The sequence below is a fragment of the Paenibacillus sp. P4_E11 genome (assembly GCF_056401635.1).
Window position 1 is genome coordinate 1 of record NZ_JBFUIX010000604.1, and the last position, 830, is coordinate 830.

Sequence of the window (830 nt, forward strand, 5' to 3'; positions counted from 1 at the left end):
TATGATGGCTTCGACTTCTGTGAGCTCCGAGATTTCTTGTTCCTCTGCCCCTTCACCGGATTCACCATGAACGTGATTCAGCAGGTGATCGTGAACTCGGTCTGAGGCTTACGGGTAATTTTCAATAAAACGGGAAATGTTAGTTCAATCAAACAGCGGCAGTCTAGGACTTTATTTTCTCGTCCAGGGCTGCCGCTGGTTCTATTATTGGGGTCAGTCTAATACTTGTTTTTACGAAGTTTGACGGTTTTGTTAAGAAAAATTTTATTTTTAACCCCATTTCTTTTTAAATAGTTTTCCTTAGCCTAGAGTGAATGAATGGTTAGGAGGAAACTAAGGATGAAGAAGTGGGTTTTTTGGCTTGTTATACTTTTACTGCTTGGCTATGGAGTTGCTCAATACAAACTGAAAGTCGTTAACAAGAAACCACCGGAAGAAAACAATCAAGCTCAAGAGGTGACTCCTCAAATGAAAGAGCTTAAAGTAACAAAAGATCAGATTTACAAAGGTAATTTGTTGTTGGTCAATAAGAATCATCCTGTACCACCAGGCGGTGAAGAGTCCGAAGCAGTCAATCTGTTTCAGCATATGGAACTGGTGAAGGGATTCATTGTTCTGGATAAAAAGATTCAGTTGTCGCCAAGCTTGGTGCAGAAATTTTCAACAATGATTGGAGCCGCAGCAAATGATGGGGTTAGCCAATTTTTAATCAGCAGCGGTTATCGGGACAATAAAGAACAAGATCAGCTTTATCAACAAATGGGTGCTAAATATGCGTTGCCAGCAGGCTATAGCGAACATAATTTAGGTTTATCGCTTGATATTGGATC

The 830-nt window shown here is 40.2% G+C and carries 1 protein-coding gene; it reads left to right on the top strand.

Annotated elements, in window-relative coordinates; genetic code table 11:
* Window positions 1-339: 339 nt before the first annotated feature.
* A partial coding sequence (locus tag AC1DWB_RS36375; protein ID WP_477545904.1) for a D-alanyl-D-alanine carboxypeptidase family protein occupies window positions 340-830 on the top strand: 491 nt, incomplete at its 3' end.